Here is a 15,874-nt window from a genome sequence, read left to right as displayed (position 1 = left end):
TAATACTTTATAATGTCCTAGGTGAATTTTTAATAAGTCGCCTAGGACATATTTACTTTTATTTTGGAGGTCACTATGAGTGAAAAAAATTCTGGAGCGATTCGTGATGCTAGAAAACTAGGAATTCCTAAGATGTTAATTCTTGGTTTACAGCATATGTTTGCGATGTTCGGCTCAACAATTCTTGTCCCAATTCTTGTTTCTGGATATTTTAGCGCAGCTTGCGGTGAAGAATTAACAAGAGGTTTGACTGTTTCTGTTACATTATTCTGTGCAGGCGTTGGTACTTTAATGTTCCATCTTTGTTCTAAGTTAAAGGTTCCAGCATTCCTTGGATCGTCTTTTGCATTCCTTGGAGGTTTTAGTACAGTTGCTAATTTAAATAATGGTATGTATGCAACAATGTCAGCTAATGACAAGGCTGCATATGCATGTGGTGGTGTTGTAGTGGCAGGTGCACTTTATCTTATACTTGCACTTATTATTAAACTAGTAGGTGTTAATAGAGTTATGAAGTTCTTACCACCTGTAGTTACAGGACCAATTATTATTTGTATCGGTTTATCACTTGCTAGCTCAGCTATTTCAAGTGCATCAACAAACTGGTTATTAGCAATTATAGCTTTAGGTGTTATAATTATATTTAACATCTGGGGTAAGGGAATGTTTAAAATTATTCCTATCCTTATGGGCGTAGTAATTTCTTATGTAGTTGCAGTTATTCTTAATGCATGTGGAATTACTAATCCTGATGGCTCAGCAATTCTTAACTTTAGTTCAGTTGCTTCAGCTAGCTGGGTAGGTATTCCAGCATTCCAGATTTGTAAATTTGATATTACAGCTATCTTAGTTATGGCTCCAATCGCCATTGCTTCTATGATGGAGCATATTGGTGATATGTCAGCTATTTCAGCTACTGTTGAAGAGAATTTTATTGAAGATCCAGGTCTTCATAGAACTTTAATGGGTGATGGTATTGCAACAGCTTTCGCTGGTTTAGTAGGTGGACCTGCTAATACAACATACGGTGAGAATACTGGTGTATTAGAGCTTTCAAGAGTTCATGATCCACGAGTAATCAGACTTGCAGCTGTATTTGCAATTGTTCTTTCCTTCATTCCTAAGTTCTCATCAATTATTGCAACAATGCCAACAGCTATTATCGGTGGTGTATCATTTATGCTTTACGGTATGATTTCAGCTATTGGTGTTCGTAACGTAGTTGAGAACAGAGTTGACTTAACAAAGTCTAGAAACTTAATTATTGCAGGCGTAATCTTCGTTTGTGGTTTAGGCTTCTCAGACGGTTTAACATTTGCTGTAGGAAGTGCCGAGATTACACTTACAGGCCTCGCTATTGCAGCTATCGTTGGTATTTTACTAAACGCAATTTTACCAGGTAACGATTATACATTCGGTTCTAATCCAAGTGGAGACAAGAGCCGTGGTGTATATGTAATGAACACAGACAATAAGGAGAAATAGTATGAATTTTGATAATGAAGAGAATGTAGTAGTATTTAAGCATCCACTTATCCAGCATAAGATTTCATTGCTTAGAGATAAGGCTACAGGTACAAATGAATTTAGAAAGTTAGTAGAAGAAATCGCTATGCTTGAAGGTTATGAAGCATTAGCTGATCTTCCAGTAGAAGACGTAGAAATCGACACACCAATCGAAACATGCATGACTCCAATGATCGCAGGTAGAAAGCTTGCTATCGTTCCTATTCTTCGTGCAGGTCTTGGTATGGTTCCAGGTGTTTTAAGCCTTGTTCCATCTGCTAAGGTTGGTCATATTGGTATGTATAGAGATGAAGAAACACATGAGCCAGTTCCTTACTACTGCAAGCTTCCTCATCCAATCGAAGAAAGAACAATCGTTGTAACAGATCCTATGCTTGCAACAGGTGGTTCAGCAATCGATGCAATCGATCAGATTAAGAAGACAGGTGGTAAGACAATTAAGTTTATGTGTATTATCGCTGCTCCAGAAGGTCTTGAGAGATTACACAAGGCACACCCAGATGTTCAGATTTATGTTGGACACCTTGATAGAGAATTAAATAAGGATGCATATATCTGTCCAGGTCTTGGCGATGCTGGTGATAGAATTTTTGGTACTAAGTAATGAATAATTTAAAAGAAATAATCGAAGGTAATATGAATGGAGCCATTAAAAAAGGCTCCATGAAAACTACAAAACTAATCTTAATGGGCATTCTTGCAGGTATGTTTATTGCCTTAGGTGGTGCAACAAGTAACACAGCAGTTCACAACATTTCTAATGTTGGAATTGCTAGAACTGTTGCAGGAACAATTTTCCCTGTAGGTTTACTTATGATAGTTTTAGTTGGGGGCGAGCTATTTACAGGAAACTGTTTAATGATTATGTCTTGCCTCGACAAGAAGACTAAAGTAATTAATCTTATAAGAAATCTTATAATTGTATTTTGCTCTAACTTAATAGGTTCACTTATTATTGTGGCTTTAATTTATTTTAGCGGTAATCTTGATTATACATCAGGTGCCCTTGGAGCTTATTCAATTAAAGTAGCGCTAGGAAAGGCAACAATTACTCCAGTAAAGGCTGTAACTTCAGGTATTCTTTGTAATATCTTAGTATGTATGGCTATTTTAATGGGAGCTTCAGCAAAGGAAGTAGCAGGAAAGATTTTAGCAATCTTCTTCCCTATATTTGCTTTCGTAATTGGCGGATTCGAGCACGTTGTTGCTAATATGTTTTATATTCCTATTGGATTGTTTGCAAAGCACAATGACAGCTATGTGGCTAAGGCAGAAGAACTTTACGGCCTAACAGCTGATAAGCTAGCAGACTTAAACATTGCTTCAATGTTTCATAATTTCCTATTCGTAGCAATAGGTAATATCCTTGGTGGAATGATTTTCGTAGGATTAATTTACTATATTGTTTATAAAAAAGAAGATTAATACATGAGAATGTGTGAATAATAAGTGTGATATCCATTTTTATTTGAAATTTATGATTTCATGAATATGGATATCGCATTTTTTTATGCCAAAAAACGTTTTTAAAAGCACAGTAAATATAAAAGTGCGATCAATAAAATTTTATTTCCAAAAAGTGCATAGTTTAAAATTGATAATAATTATAAACTATGATATATTTTTGTTTGTGGAAGAAACTCAAAGGAAAAGGGACGTTATGAATTAGGGTGTATAATGTGTTTTTTGAATAATTCCGCACGAACACAAATTATTCAAGGAGGGCTTATGAGTTTAATTGTAAGTAATTTAACAAAAAAGTACGGAAGCAAAACGGTTGTTGATAACATTTCCTTCGAAATGAATGAGCCAGGGGTTTACGCATTACTTGGTAGTAATGGCGCTGGTAAGACAACATCCATAAGAATGATATTAGGAATGCTTGAGAAAAATGGTGGTGAAGTTACATGGAATGGACAGCCACTTAATTTTGATACATGTAATATCGGATACTTAGCAGAGGAGAGAGGCCTTTATCCTAAGTATTCATTACTTGATCAGATAAGATATTTTGGTAATTTAAGAGGAGTTACAGGAAAAGAACTTGATAAGAGAATTAAGTACTGGGCTAAGAGACTTAAGGTGGAAGAATACATTTACCCACACTTTGAAGGAGTTGAATCAGGAAAGATTGGTAGTGCTAATAATGTAAATTCTGGTAAGAAATCACTTTTTGCTTCTAGAAGAACAGCTACAATTAAGAAGGTTAAGCCAAAGACAGCAGATCAGTTATCAAAGGGTAATCAGCAAAAGATTCAGTTCCTTATTGCCATGTTATCAAACCCTGATTTAATCGTTCTTGATGAGCCATTTTCAGGATTAGATCCAGTAAATACAGATATCTTAAAGGATGTAGTAAGAGAGCAGATTGCTAATGGCAAGTATATCATTATGTCTAGCCATCAGATGGAAGTTGTAGAGGAGTTCTGTACTGATATCACAATCCTTTCAAGAGCTAAGGCTGTAGTTTCAGGTAATTTAAATGAGATTAAGAAATCTTACGGAAGAGTTAACCTTTATATTAAGACAGAAGTGGATATCACAGATTATATTAACAAGGCCGGTGTAGAACTTGTTAATGAAAAGGATAAAGAATATACATGTAAGGTTACAGGAGATGAGCAGGCTAATGCCTTACTTAGAACTTTAATTGACAATAATATAACAGTTATTAGATTCGACTTAAGCGAACTTTCACTACATGAAATCTTCGTTAAGGAAGTAGGTGCATAATATGGCAGGTTCTAAAAAGGAAAATATTTATAGTCTTAAAGGCTTAAAGTCAGTTTATAAATTTACTACAGGCCAGATGTTTAAGTCTAAATCATACCTTATAGGACTCATTACACTTGTATTGTTAATGTGGTTTATGGGCCCTTTAATGATGGTTTCGGGAAACTTAGGCGCAACATCTGCATCTTCAGCTTTAGATGACTATAATGATAAGGATATTGTATCTATCAATGGAATTATTGTGTGTAACGGTACTGAGATTGAGCTAAGCAAAGAAGATGTTTCTAGCGCTATTGGGGAGAATCTAGCTAATACTTATATTGCAGTGACGCAGGATGCCCTAAGCTATGAGGCGGAATTAGCAGAGTTTAGCAATTCTGTTAGCGTAGATGAAAGTCTTGGTGAAAATGTAGAAGCTAAGGATACTTTAATCACAGTATATTTAACTACAGATTATGAAAATGCATCTTATTTAGTAGATGGTGTTGTCTCAGATAATAGCGTAATTTCCAATGCAACACTTGATAAGGTGCTTGATTCTATCTCAGATACTTTTAATGCTAAAAGATACGAGCAGGCTGGTGTTTCAAGCCTTGATGTGCAGTATGTAATGTCAGGAGTTAGTACAAACGATTCTATGACATCAACAGAATACAATGACATGATTAATAATAAGAATTCTGAGGAAGAGATTTTTACAATTTCATATCAGATGTCACTTTTGATGGTAATTTTAATTTCTCTTTCAATTTCATATATTGTTACAGTTGTTATGGAAGAAAAGTCGTCAAAGCTTGCAGAAACAATCCTTGTAAGTGTACGTCCACTAGCCCTTATAGCAGGTAAGATATTAGCGGTTATGACATACATTTTCACAATTATTATTCTTGGAACAGTGGGTTCCTTAATTTCTAATAGTGTGTGCAAGGCATTGCTTAATTTAGAGTATGAAATCGACATTATTGATTTCTCAGTTGTATTTAGTAAGGGACCAATTGTGGTAGCTGTAATTTTAATTTCTCTTATTTGTACTTACCTTATTTTCTCGATTTTTGCAGGAATTATGGGAAGTACTTGTAACAAGATGGAGGATATTCAGTCAAGCATTCAGGTGGTTGCTACAGTAAATATGGTTGTAGCTTTTGTGGCTATGTTTGGACCACAGTTCTTTGACGAGAAGATAATGCTTGTGTTAAGCATAATACCTCCATTCTCATGCTATTTTGCGCCAATCACATATATGCTTGGAGATTTACCTTTAATTGCAATGATTATTTCTATTATTATCGAAGTATTAGTTGTTGCTGCTTTAGCAATGCTTTGCGCTAAGGTTTATCGTACACTTATTTTAAGTGATGACCATAGATATAAGTTTATGGATATTATTAAATTAGCTAGAAAAAAGGAGGAGGTAACAAATGTTTAAGAATTTCTCTAAAGTTTTTGCCTTCACTTTTAAGAACATGGCAAATACAAAATCCTTTAAATCACTAACTGCATTTCTTGCCCTTGTGCTACTTATAGCACCAACAGTTTTATTCTTGCTTACAACTAAGGATGGTGAGGGTAAAGCTGAGGATGCAGCTTTAAATGAATGTGGACTTGAGAGCATTTACGTTGTAAATCAAGTAAGCTCTTCAGATGTAAACTTTAATGCCTTAAATACTCTTGCAGAAGATGGCTACGATAATATTGTTTATGTGAATGAAGAAAATTTAAACACAGCCCTTAAGCTTTCAGATGAAGCAGTGGGGCAAGGCAAGAAAGTAGCAGTATTGCAGCTATTTTCAAAGGATGACTCAATTGAAACAAACCTTATAGTACCGGATGCCTTAGCAGATGATGAGAAGGAAATCAATAACTATAACAAGTTCATTAATAAGTATTCTAATATCTTTGCTGTGATGTCTCTTGGTTTAAGTACAGACCAGATTATGACAATCGCTATGAATACTGACGTTAATAGCTACGATTACACTGGCTATAATACTGGTATTAGTAAAAATGATAAGCTAAATGAACTTGATACAGAAACTGCAGATTCCTACGTTCGTGACGTTATTATTAAGGCCCTTAAGTACATATTGCCATTCGTAAATTTATTGTTTTTCTACTGTATGGTATTGTTTTATTGTCAGAGCGTGACTCAGGCCTTAGTTGTGGAGAAGCAAAACAAATTAATGGATACCATGCTGGTTTCTGTTAAACCAGAAGCTCTTGCAGCTGGTAAGGTAATTGGAATTAACTGTGCAGCTATTTTACAGGTGGTAATCTGGGTGTTAAGTTTAGTTGTTGGCCTAGTTTCAGGTGTGCTTATTACAGATCATTTTAGACCAGGTAACACAAATCCAGTGATTTATTTCCTTAAGAATTTAAATCACTATGATATCTTTAATCCTTTATATGTTGTAATAGCTATAATGATTTTTATTCTTGGCTTTGTATTATACTCAAGCCTTTCAGCTATTGCAGGTGCTTTATCTACAACTAGAGAAGAGGCAGCAAGTAATAATTATATTTATAATTTAGTGATTCTAGCTTCGTATTTTGGAGTTTTATTTGGAGTAGTACTACAAGGTGGAACTTGTCCAATTTGGGCTAGTTTAATTCCATTTACGGCAGCCCTAATTGTACCGGGCTTTGCACTACTTGGAGCTATATCAACAGGCCAGTTAATTGCGTCACTAGCAGTTAGCATAGTAGTATCAGTAATTCTTGTAATATTATCAGGACGTTTATATAGAGTTACAGCCTTGTTTAAGGGAAACAAGATTTCTTTTGCTAAAATGCTTAAAATAATCTTTACATCCAACAGTTAATGTAAGTATAATAAAAAAAGATAAATAAGTATTAGCGTAGCATTATGCTACGCTTTTACTTTAGGCGTGATTACAAATAAATAATAATCTTGCTAATAGAAAAGAGAGGTGACATAAATGAAAGATAATAATATATCTGAAGCTATAAGATATGTTGGCGTTGATGACAAGGACTTAGATCTTTTTGAAAGTCAGTATAAAGTTCCAAATGGTGTTTCATACAATTCATATGTTATTTTAGATGATAAAATTACAGTAATGGATGGCGTAGATGATAGAGGAGAAGACGAGTGGCTTGCTAATATCGAGAAATTACTTGAGGGAAAGAAGCCAGACTACCTAGTTGTATTACATTTTGAACCAGATCATTCAGGCGGAATCGAGAAGTTCTTAGTTAAGTATCCAGAGACAACAGTTGTGGGAAATGCAAAGACATTTTCAGTGGGCTCAAACTTCGTAGAGTTAGATAAGTACCCACAGCATCTTGTTAAGGAAGGGGACGAGCTTTGCCTTGGTAAGCATACATTAAAGTTTATGATGGCTCCAATGGTACACTGGCCAGAGGTTATGCTTGCTTTCGAAGAGACAGAAGGAGTTTTATTCTCAGCTGATGCCTTCGGTAAGTTTGGCGCTCTTGAATTTGAAGAGGACAACTGGGTTGACGAGGCTAGAAGATACTATATCAATATCGTTGGTAAGTATGGTGCTCCAGTTCAGACAGTTCTTAAGAAGGCTGCAGCTCTTGATATTAAGAAGATTGCACCACTTCATGGACCAGTTTTATCTGAAAATCTTTCTTACTATATTGGCTTATACGACACATGGAGCAGCTATAAGCCAGAAGAATCCGGCGTTTTAGTAGCTTATGCTTCAATTCATGGCAATACAGAACTAGTTGCTAAGTATGTGGCTAAGAAGCTTGAAGAAAAGGGTGAAAAGGTAGTTCTTACAGACCTTACAAGACAGGACAAGTCTCAGGCTGTAGCAGATGCCTTTAGATTTGATAGAATGGTACTTGCTGCATCAAGCTATGATGGTGGCGTATTTATTCCTATGGAAGACTTCCTTGTTGACCTTTCTTATAAGACATACCAGAATCGTAAGGTCGCTCTTATTGAGAACGGATCTTGGGGTCCAACAGCTGGTCGTAAGATGAAGGGACATATTGAAGGCTTTAAGAATGTAGAAATTATTGGCGATATGGTTACAATTAAGTCTAGAGCTAAGGATGCTGATTATGCAAATGTAGACGCTTTAGTAGAGGCAGTTGTAGCAGCTAAGAACTAAATTCTGTCAGGTTTTGGTGGAGTTTATAAAATTAAATATAGCGAAAATGTAGACTATAAGCGAAATGGAATAGGGATTTGAGAAAAATTATCTTAAATCTCTATTTTTTTGTTGACAAATTATCAAAGATTGCATACAATCTAATTGAAAGCAATTAAACGGGGAATACTTAAATCTGTTATTTTCTAAAAAATATATGGTGACATCTACTAACTAACATTGTATAAAAGTTTATGTTATAATAGCTTTAAGTATTTCGTGTCAATTAAAAGTTTAAATATGGAGGTTCAGTATGAGTTTTTATGATTATTCAGTAACAACACCAGATGGTACAGAGGTTTCTATGTCAGATTTCAAGGACAAGGTAGTTTTAGTTGTTAATACAGCAACAGGATGTGGATTCACACCACACTATAAGGATCTTGAAGCAATGTATGAGAAGTTCCACGAGCAGGGATTTGAAATTGTTGATGTTCCATGCAATCAGTTTGCAGGACAGACACCAGGTAATGATGAGGAAATTCATGAATTTTGCCAGTTAAAGTACAATACACAGTTCCCTCAGTACAAGAAGAGTGATGTTAATGGTGAAACTGCAATCCCATTATTTAAATATTTAAAGAGCCAGAAGGGCTTTGAAGGTTTTGGTAAAGGACCTAAGGCATTAGCAATGAGCGCTATGCTTAAGAAGATCGATAGTGATTATAAGAATAATTCAGAGATTAAGTGGAACTTTACTAAGTTTGTAGTTAATAGAAATGGCGAAGTAGTAGCTAGATTTGAACCAACAACTAAGATGTCAGAAGTTGAAAAGTGTGTTGCAAGTCTTATCTAGTTAGACTATAGTAGTTAATACATTTATAATACGATTAGGAAAAAGGAGGAGCCATGAGATACGATGTAGCAATCATTGGAACAGGTCCAGGCGGTGTTTCTGCGGCCCTAACTCTTAAGAATAGAGGTAAGAATATAATCATGATTGGTAGTAAGCAGTCTGCTAAGGTTAGCAAGGCACATGCTATCATGAATTATCCAGGTTTACCTAATGTTACAGGAGCCCAGCTTGCAGATGCCTTTAGTAAGCACCTTGAAGAAGCTGGAGTTGAAATTACAGAAGATAGAGTAAGTACAATATATGATATGGGTGATTTCTTCGGAATTCAGGGCGGTAACGAGATGTATGAAGCAAGTGCAGTTATTCTTGCAACAGGTGTAGTTACTGGCAAGGCAATTCCAGGTGAAGATGCACTTTTAGGTAATGGTGTAAGTTACTGTGCAACATGTGATGCCCCACTTTACAAGGGTAAGGATGTAGCAGTAATTGGCTATAGCAAGAAGGAAGAAGAAGAGGCTGCTTTCCTTTCAGAGGTTTGTGCTAACGTAACTTATATTCCTATGTATAAGGAAGAGTTAGATTTACCAGAATCTGTTAAGGTTGTAAATGTAAAGCCTACAGAAATTGCAAAAGAAGATGCAAAGAGAATTATTAAGTCAGAGGGTGACGATATTGCAGTAGACTGCGTATTTGTTCTTAGAGATGCAATCTCTCCAGGACAGTTAGTACCAGGCCTTGAAACAGAAGGCGCTCACGTTGTTGTTAAGCGTGACATGTCTACTAATATTAAGGGATGCTTTGCTTGTGGAGATATTACAGGCTTACCTTACCAGTACGTTAAGTCAGCTGGTGAAGGAAATGTAGCAGCACTTTCAGCTGTAACATATTTAGCAACACTTCCAAAGCAGGCATAATAATTACGCTTCATCTTAAACTAGGCCTTAGGCCAAAAGCTTAGGGCCAACTCTAATTAAATACATATTTTTAGACGAGATGACTCCCGCCACTTTAAAGTGGTGGGGGTTATTTTATTTTTATACCAAGCTTTTTAATTGCAGAGATTAAAATGAAAATGTGTAAAATCCACTAATGTGTCAAAAATACCACGTTTAAGTTATTAAAATGTAAATATATATGTTTTATTTTTTTGTAAATGATGTTATTATAAATTTAACAAATCAGTACACAAAAAATAAAGGCTGATAATAATGGAGGTAAAAATTATGCCAGTTTTAATTGTTTTAGCAGTTTTAGTTGTCATTTTGTTGTGCTCAATTAGAATTGTTCCACAGGCAAATGCTTATGTAATTGAAAGATTAGGTAGGTATAAATCTACATGGAGTGCAGGTATTCACATCTTGATTCCTATTCTTGATAGAATTTCAAGAAAAGTTCTAATTAAAGAGCAAGTTGCAGATTTTGCACCACAGCCAGTAATCACAAAAGATAACGTAACAATGCAGATTGACTCAATTGTATATTTTAAGATTTTTAATCCACAGTTATATACATACGGAGTTGAGAACCCAATCGTTGCTATTGAAAATTTAACAGCAACAACACTACGTAACATCATTGGTGATATGACTCTTGATGAAACACTTACATCTAGAGATCAGATTAATTCAAAGATGCTTGAAACTATTGACGCTGCCACAGATCCATGGGGTATCAAGATCAATAGAGTAGAATTAAAGAATATTAACCCACCAGCTGCTATCCGTGAATCAATGGAAAAGCAGATGAAGGCTGAAAGAGAGAAGAGAGCTGCAATTCTTACTGCAGAAGGTGAGAAGCAGTCTATGATCTTAGAGGCTCAGGGTCGTAAGGAATCAGCAGTCCTTAATGCTGAGGCTGAAAAGCAGGCAACTATTCTTGCTGCTGAAGCTCAGAAGGAAAAGGAAATTAAGGAAGCTGAAGGTAAGGCTGAGGCTATTAGAGCTATTCAGGATGCCAATGCTTATGGTATTGAAAAGTTAAAGTCAGCAGGCGCTGATACAACAGTTCTTAGACTTAAGAGCCTAGAAACTCTTGAGAAGGTAGCTGATGGTCAGGCTACAAAGATTATTGTACCATCTGAAATCCAGAATTTAGCTGGTTTAGTAGAGTCTGTTAAGGAGATAAAGTAAAATGTCAGAGATATTTACTCTAGTATGGCTTGTATTTGTAGTAGTTTGTTCAGCTATTATAGGTCAAAGTAAAAAGAAAAATAAGGATAATAGCCAGAATGCTAGAGTTAGTCAGCAGGCAAGAAGACAACAGACTAAGGTAAATAAGACTAATTTTACTCAGTGGAGTTCGGCTTCTATGAATAATAGTGCAAGCCAGAATTTCAATAATTTCTCTAGCAATGGACAAAAGATAGACAAGTCTTTTGATTATACTTGCGAAACAAGATATGATCACACACATAGACCAGAGTACTCAATGCCTAATCGTTATGTGGTGCATGAACAACCAACAACAGGTTATATAGTACTTAATGGTAAAAGATATTCTAAAAAAGAATTAAAGAATATGTAAATGATACATTTTATCAAAAGAATACATTCTAGGATATTGACAGACATTATATATAGGTATATAGTGTAGTCAATTGAATAGTTCTTCGGGGCGTGGTGAAAGTCCACACCGGCGGTAAAGCCCGCGAGCAAGTAATTGCATGACTTGGTGAGATTCCAAGGCCGACAGTAAAGTCTGGATGGTAGAAGATGATAATTATGTGATTAGATTATTAGGCGCTCTGGATTATTTCCAGAGCGTTTTTTTAATTACAATTTAGCATTTAATATGCATGAAAAAGTTTTAGTGATAGTACTTGGAGCTTCGAAGATTATTCTTCGAAGCTTTTTTTATTAGTAAGGCTTAAGGGAGGCAGGATTAATGAAAGAAAATATAGATGAAATGTATATGAAAGAAGCAATAGAGCTGGCAAAGAAGGGAATAGGTTTTACAAATCCAAATCCTTTAGTTGGAGCAGTTATTGTAAAAAACGGACAAATCATAGGTAGAGGATATCATAAAAAATATGGGCAGCTTCACGCAGAACGAGAAGCAATTAAAAACTGCATCGAAGAGGGCAATGCAGAGCTTATGAAGGGAGCATGCATTTATGTAACTCTAGAGCCTTGTTGCCACATAGGAAAGCAGCCTCCTTGTACAGAGGCAATAATAGAGGCGGGCTTTGAAAGAGTGGTTATAGGTTCTATGGATCCGAATCCTTTGGTTGCAGGTCGTGGCGTTGAGATTTTAAAAAATGCTGGCATTAAAGTAGAAGGTCCTGTGGCTAATAAAGAATGTCTAGCCCTTAATAAAATCTTCTTTCATTACATAACAAAGAAGAAGCCTTTAGTAACTTTAAAGGTAGCTCAAACCCTAGACGGAAAGATTGCTACATTTTCAGGGGAATCCAAATGGATAACTTCAGAAAAAGCGAGAGAAAGGGTGCACCTTGATAGACATAAAAATAAGGCAATCCTTGTGGGAGTGGCTACGGTTCTAAAAGATAATCCAATGCTTAATTGTAGAAATAAGACATTAAAGGAAGTATCAAATCCTATTAGAATTATTTGCGATACAAATCTTAATACTCCTATAGAGGCAAATGTGGTGCAGACAGCAAAGGAGCAGGAGACTTGGATATTTACATCTATTAAGGAAGAGAAGATATGTGATAGATATAAGAAATTTGGGGTAAAGATAATTAATGATAGCTCAGTTATTAAAGTTGAAAAAAACGGACATAAGGCCATTAATCTAAAAGTCTTAGTTGATTATCTAGGAGCTAATGGTATTGATAGTTTAATAGTTGAGGGTGGTGGCACAATTAATTTTTCAGCCCTTAAGGAAAAAATTGTAGACCAAATTCAGGTCTACATAGCTCCTAAAATTTTTGGAGGTATTGAGGCTAAAACAGCAGTGGAAGGACAGGGAGTAGAATTCCCTAAAGATGCCTTTATTGTGGATAATTTAGAGCTTGAAAGAATCGGAGAGGACATCTTATTAGAGGGTAACTTAAAATATTCTGACGAAAATGAATAAAAATTACTAGTATATGTAGACAATTTTAGAGTAAATAAGCGGATTTTTGGAAGGAAGTGAAATTAAATGTTTACAGGAATTATTGAAGAAATCGGACATGTTGCTTCTATAAAAAGAGGAGCTAAATCCGTAGTTCTTACAATAAAAGCTAAAGAGGTTATAGAAGGGACTAAGCTAGGAGATTCCATTGCGGTTAATGGAGTTTGTCTTACAGTTACAAGCCTTACAGCCGCTGGCTTTATGGCAGATGTAATGCATGAAAGCATGGAGCGTTCAAGCCTTTCTAAGTTAAAGATTGGCGATGCAGTTAACTTAGAGAGAGCCATGCTTGCAGAGGGCAGATTTGGAGGTCACATAGTTTCAGGCCATATTGATGGCATGGGGAAAATTGAAAAAATACGACAAGATGACAATGCCTATTGGTACAAGATAACTGCTAGCAGTGAGATTATAAATTGTATTGTAATGAAGGGCTCTATAACAATTGATGGAATAAGCCTTACTGTGGCAGGTCTTGATGATACAAGCTTTAGCGTGTCAATTATCCCTCATACAAGAGCCAACACAATTCTGGCTAATAGAAAAGTAGGAGATTTGGTGAATTTGGAAAATGACATTGTAGGAAAGTATATTCAGAGATTTTGCGCAGGAGCTAGATTAGATGCTAGCGCAGATAATGGCAGTGGAAGCAAAAAAGCAAGCGGGACGGGCCTAAGTATGGAGATGCTTGCTATGAATGGATTTTTATAAGGGAGAGATACATTTTTATTAATAAATGGGATTTAGGAAAGGAAGGATACTATGGAATTTAATTACAATACAGTGGAGGAAGCTCTTGAGGCTTTAAGAAATGGTGAAGTTATCATGGTTTCAGATGATGAGACAAGAGAGAATGAGGGCGATTTTATATGCGCAGCAGAGTTTGCAACAACTGAAAATGTAAACTTTATGGCATCGGTTGCAAAGGGCCTTATATGTATGCCGATGTCTGCAAGTTACTGTGAAAAGTTAGAGTTCCCTCAGATGGTTACAACAAACACAGATAACCACGGCACTGCCTTTACAGTATCAATTGATCATGTAAAGACAACAACAGGAATTTCCGCTAAGGAGAGAGGATTTACTGCAAGAGCTGTGGTAGCCGAGGATGCAAAGCCAAGCGACTTTAGACGTCCAGGTCATATGTTTCCGCTTCTTGCTCGTCCTAATGGAGTTCTTGAAAGAAATGGACATACAGAGGCAACAGTGGATTTGTGTAGACTCGCTGGTTTAAAGGAGGTAGGTCTTTGCTGTGAAATTATGAAGGAAGACGGCACTATGATGAGAACTCCTGACCTTATTGAATTGTCTAAAAAATACAATTTAAAGTACATCACAATTAAGGCTCTTCAAGAATATAGAAAACATCATGAAAAGCTTGTGGAATGTGTGGCTATAACTAAGATGCCTACAAAGTATGGAGAATTCATGGCCCACTGTTATATAGATAAGATTAGTGGAGAGCATCACGTTGCCCTGGTTAAGGGCAAGGTTGGAGATGGCAAGGATTTACTTTGTCGAGTACATTCTGAGTGCTTAACTGGGGATGCATTTGGCTCTATGAAATGTGATTGCGGACAGCAGTTTGCTGCGGCTATGACAAGTATTGATGCCGAGGGAAGAGGAGTTTTACTCTATATGCGACAGGAGGGAAGAGGTATTGGCCTTGTAAATAAGCTTAAAGCCTATGCTCTTCAAGACCAGGGTATGGATACACTTGATGCCAATTTAGCCCTAGGTTTCCCTGGAGATATGCGCGAATACTATATTGGAGCACAGATTTTAAAGGATTTAGGAGCTAAGAGCCTAAGATTATTAACCAATAATCCAGATAAGGTTTATCAGCTTAAGGATTTCGACCTTGAAATCAAGGAAAGGGTGGCAATTCAGATGAATCCTACAGCTTATGACTTGTTCTATTTAAAGACTAAGAAAACAAGAATGGGACACATTTTAAATTTTAGACAGGAATAAAAATAAACATAAATAAAAATAAACATAAATAAAGGAGACAAAAATAATGAGAGTTTTAGAAGGTAAATTAGTAGATGAGAAGGTAAATGGTAAGGGAATTAAGGTGGCAATTGTGGCTGCAAGATTTAACGAGTTTATTGTTAGCAAGTTAGTTTCAGGTGCAGAAGATGGCTTACTTCGACACAATGTGAGCGAAGAGGACATCGATTTAGCTTGGGTTCCAGGTGCATTTGAAATACCTGTAGCTTGTAAGAAGTTGGCAAGTTCTGGCCGCTATGATGCAGTTATTGCTCTAGGCGCAGTAATTCGTGGGGCTACAAGCCACTATGATTATGTTTGCGCAGAGGTTTCTAAGGGAGTTGCAAATGTATCTCTTGAGTCGGGTATTCCTGTGATGTTTGGTGTTTTAACAACAGATACTATTGAGCAGGCAATTGAAAGAGCAGGTACTAAGGCTGGAAATAAGGGCTATGAATGTGCTGAAGGTGCTATTGAAATGGTAAATCTTTTTAGAAATGTAGGCTAAAGGTTAAATATTAGATTAGAATTAGACGATTATTTAAAGAAAAAACTTAGATTATAAAAGTAGTTTCCAAAATGATAATTAAATAAGACTATG

The 15,874-nt window shown here is 36.0% G+C and carries 15 protein-coding genes and 1 riboswitch; all 15 genes read left to right on the top strand.

Going from position 1 to position 15,874, the window contains the following annotated elements; genetic code table 11:
• Positions 1-75 precede the first annotated feature (75 nt).
• Positions 76-1,485: a uracil-xanthine permease family protein gene (locus G600_RS0106805; protein WP_027431266.1), complete on the top strand. Its 1,410-nt coding sequence runs from the start codon at positions 76-78 to the stop codon at positions 1,483-1,485.
• 1 nt (position 1,486) lies between these two features.
• Positions 1,487-2,131, top strand: coding sequence for a uracil phosphoribosyltransferase (gene upp, locus G600_RS0106800; RefSeq protein WP_027431265.1), 645 nt, complete (start codon positions 1,487-1,489; stop codon positions 2,129-2,131).
• Positions 2,131-2,952 carry a formate/nitrite transporter family protein gene (locus G600_RS0106795; RefSeq protein WP_027431264.1) on the top strand — a complete coding sequence of 274 codons (822 nt, stop codon included), beginning with the start codon at positions 2,131-2,133 and terminating at the stop codon, positions 2,950-2,952. Before upp ends, G600_RS0106795 begins: the two co-directional genes overlap by 1 nt.
• A gap of 303 nt (positions 2,953-3,255) precedes the next feature.
• A complete protein-coding gene (locus G600_RS0106790; protein ID WP_027431263.1) occupies positions 3,256-4,260 on the top strand; it encodes an ABC transporter ATP-binding protein in 1,005 nt (334 codons plus the stop codon).
• A gap of 1 nt (position 4,261) precedes the next feature.
• Positions 4,262-5,686, top strand: a complete 1,425-nt coding sequence (locus tag G600_RS0106785; protein ID WP_027431262.1) for an ABC transporter permease — start codon at positions 4,262-4,264, stop codon at positions 5,684-5,686.
• Complete coding sequence (locus tag G600_RS0106780; protein ID WP_027431261.1) at positions 5,679-7,079, top strand: ABC transporter permease; 1,401 nt, start codon at positions 5,679-5,681, stop codon at positions 7,077-7,079. The genes G600_RS0106785 and G600_RS0106780 overlap by 8 nt, the downstream gene beginning before the upstream one ends.
• Before the next feature lie 117 nt (positions 7,080-7,196).
• The gene (locus G600_RS0106775; RefSeq protein ID WP_027431260.1) at positions 7,197-8,366 is read left to right on the top strand and encodes an FprA family A-type flavoprotein; all 1,170 of its coding nucleotides are present in this window, start codon (positions 7,197-7,199) and stop codon (positions 8,364-8,366) included.
• Between the two features lie 292 nt (positions 8,367-8,658).
• Positions 8,659-9,201, top strand: coding sequence for a glutathione peroxidase (locus tag G600_RS0106770; protein WP_027431259.1), 543 nt, complete (start codon positions 8,659-8,661; stop codon positions 9,199-9,201).
• A 53-nt stretch (positions 9,202-9,254) separates the two neighbouring features.
• On the top strand, positions 9,255-10,115 hold the full coding sequence (locus tag G600_RS0106765; protein WP_027431258.1) for an NAD(P)/FAD-dependent oxidoreductase: 861 nt from the start codon (positions 9,255-9,257) through the stop codon (positions 10,113-10,115).
• A gap of 309 nt (positions 10,116-10,424) precedes the next feature.
• Positions 10,425-11,330, top strand: coding sequence for an SPFH domain-containing protein (locus tag G600_RS0106760; protein WP_207637193.1), 906 nt, complete (start codon positions 10,425-10,427; stop codon positions 11,328-11,330).
• 1 nt (position 11,331) lies between these two features.
• On the top strand, positions 11,332-11,724 hold the full coding sequence (locus tag G600_RS0106755; protein ID WP_027431256.1) for a hypothetical protein: 393 nt from the start codon (positions 11,332-11,334) through the stop codon (positions 11,722-11,724).
• Between the two features lie 77 nt (positions 11,725-11,801).
• A riboswitch (FMN riboswitch) is annotated at positions 11,802-11,918 on the top strand.
• A gap of 166 nt (positions 11,919-12,084) precedes the next feature.
• Positions 12,085-13,242 carry a bifunctional diaminohydroxyphosphoribosylaminopyrimidine deaminase/5-amino-6-(5-phosphoribosylamino)uracil reductase RibD gene (gene ribD, locus G600_RS0106750; RefSeq protein ID WP_027431255.1) on the top strand — a complete coding sequence of 386 codons (1,158 nt, stop codon included), beginning with the start codon at positions 12,085-12,087 and terminating at the stop codon, positions 13,240-13,242.
• A 66-nt stretch (positions 13,243-13,308) separates the two neighbouring features.
• Positions 13,309-13,992 (top strand): riboflavin synthase, encoded by a 684-nt coding sequence (locus tag G600_RS0106745; protein ID WP_027431254.1) that lies wholly within the window; start codon positions 13,309-13,311, stop codon positions 13,990-13,992.
• 51 nt (positions 13,993-14,043) lie between these two features.
• Positions 14,044-15,255, top strand: a complete 1,212-nt coding sequence (locus tag G600_RS0106740; RefSeq protein WP_027431253.1) for a bifunctional 3,4-dihydroxy-2-butanone-4-phosphate synthase/GTP cyclohydrolase II — start codon at positions 14,044-14,046, stop codon at positions 15,253-15,255.
• A 46-nt stretch (positions 15,256-15,301) separates the two neighbouring features.
• On the top strand, positions 15,302-15,781 hold the full coding sequence (gene ribH / locus G600_RS0106735) for a 6,7-dimethyl-8-ribityllumazine synthase (RefSeq protein ID WP_027431252.1): 480 nt from the start codon (positions 15,302-15,304) through the stop codon (positions 15,779-15,781).
• Positions 15,782-15,874 lie beyond the last annotated feature (93 nt).

It is taken from the genome of Lachnospira multipara ATCC 19207, assembly GCF_000424105.1.
GTDB classification, from domain to species: Bacteria; Bacillota; Clostridia; order Lachnospirales; family Lachnospiraceae; genus Lachnospira; species Lachnospira multipara.
The sequence above is the reverse complement of the archived record's forward strand: the minus strand, read 5'-3'. Positions and strand labels throughout refer to the sequence as shown.

What these genes read in the sequence shown, in the direction of transcription:
- G600_RS0106805 (WP_027431266.1), top strand. Translation starts at nt 76, where the DNA reads ATGAGTGAAAAAAATTCTGGAGCGATTCGTGATGCTAGAAAACTAGGA.
- upp (WP_027431265.1), top strand. Translation starts at nt 1,487, where the DNA reads ATGAATTTTGATAATGAAGAGAATGTAGTAGTATTTAAGCATCCACTT.
- G600_RS0106795 (WP_027431264.1), top strand. Translation starts at nt 2,131, where the DNA reads ATGAATAATTTAAAAGAAATAATCGAAGGTAATATGAATGGAGCCATT.
- G600_RS0106790 (WP_027431263.1), top strand. Translation starts at nt 3,256, where the DNA reads ATGAGTTTAATTGTAAGTAATTTAACAAAAAAGTACGGAAGCAAAACG.
- G600_RS0106785 (WP_027431262.1), top strand. Translation starts at nt 4,262, where the DNA reads ATGGCAGGTTCTAAAAAGGAAAATATTTATAGTCTTAAAGGCTTAAAG.
- G600_RS0106780 (WP_027431261.1), top strand. Translation starts at nt 5,679, where the DNA reads ATGTTTAAGAATTTCTCTAAAGTTTTTGCCTTCACTTTTAAGAACATG.
- G600_RS0106775 (WP_027431260.1), top strand. Translation starts at nt 7,197, where the DNA reads ATGAAAGATAATAATATATCTGAAGCTATAAGATATGTTGGCGTTGAT.
- G600_RS0106770 (WP_027431259.1), top strand. Translation starts at nt 8,659, where the DNA reads ATGAGTTTTTATGATTATTCAGTAACAACACCAGATGGTACAGAGGTT.
- G600_RS0106765 (WP_027431258.1), top strand. Translation starts at nt 9,255, where the DNA reads ATGAGATACGATGTAGCAATCATTGGAACAGGTCCAGGCGGTGTTTCT.
- G600_RS0106760 (WP_207637193.1), top strand. Translation starts at nt 10,425, where the DNA reads ATGCCAGTTTTAATTGTTTTAGCAGTTTTAGTTGTCATTTTGTTGTGC.
- G600_RS0106755 (WP_027431256.1), top strand. Translation starts at nt 11,332, where the DNA reads ATGTCAGAGATATTTACTCTAGTATGGCTTGTATTTGTAGTAGTTTGT.
- ribD (WP_027431255.1), top strand. Translation starts at nt 12,085, where the DNA reads ATGAAAGAAAATATAGATGAAATGTATATGAAAGAAGCAATAGAGCTG.
- G600_RS0106745 (WP_027431254.1), top strand. Translation starts at nt 13,309, where the DNA reads ATGTTTACAGGAATTATTGAAGAAATCGGACATGTTGCTTCTATAAAA.
- G600_RS0106740 (WP_027431253.1), top strand. Translation starts at nt 14,044, where the DNA reads ATGGAATTTAATTACAATACAGTGGAGGAAGCTCTTGAGGCTTTAAGA.
- ribH (WP_027431252.1), top strand. Translation starts at nt 15,302, where the DNA reads ATGAGAGTTTTAGAAGGTAAATTAGTAGATGAGAAGGTAAATGGTAAG.